Source organism: Pseudomonas sp. 43(2021) (assembly GCF_017490805.1).
Taxonomy (GTDB): Bacteria; Pseudomonadota; Gammaproteobacteria; order Pseudomonadales; family Pseudomonadaceae; genus Aquipseudomonas.
Map to the genome: position 1 here is coordinate 1 of NZ_JAFGYJ010000195.1, position 568 is coordinate 568.

Below are 568 nucleotides of genomic sequence, written 5' to 3' on the forward strand. Positions count from 1 at the left end.
CCCGCAAGCGCCGCAGCCTCGCCCAGGAATTGGTGACGGTGTTGAGCGAGCAGATCCGTGATGGCCTGCTCAAGCGTGGCGACAAATTGCCCACCGAGTCGGCGATCATGGAAGCCCATGGTGTCAGCCGCACCGTGGTCCGCGAGGCGATTTCCCGTCTGCAGGCCGCCGGTCAGGTGGAAACCCGCCACGGCATTGGCACCTTTGTTCTCGATACGCCAAGCCCGAGCGGTTTCCGTATCGATCCGGCCACCGTGGTCACCCTGCGTGACGTGCTGGCGATTCTCGAATTGCGCATCAGCCTCGAAGTCGAATCCGCCGGCCTCGCCGCGCAGCGCCGCAGCCCCGAGCAACTGGCAACCATGCGCGCCGCCCTCGACGCCTTGAACGAAAGCGCCTCGCATGCCAGCGATGCGGTGTCGTCGGACTTCGCTTTCCACCTGGAAATCGCCCTGTCCACCGGCAACCGCTACTTCACCGACATCATGACGCACCTGGGCACCAGCATCATTCCGCGTACCCGGCTGAACTCGGCGCGTTTGGCTCATGATGACCAGCAGCACTACAT

At 64.1% G+C, this 568-nt stretch carries 1 protein-coding gene; it reads left to right on the forward strand.

Features of this window, described 5'->3' with window-relative positions; translation table 11 throughout:
• A partial coding sequence (locus J5M71_RS26720) for a GntR family transcriptional regulator (RefSeq protein WP_207838496.1) occupies window positions 1–568 on the forward strand: 568 nt, incomplete at both ends.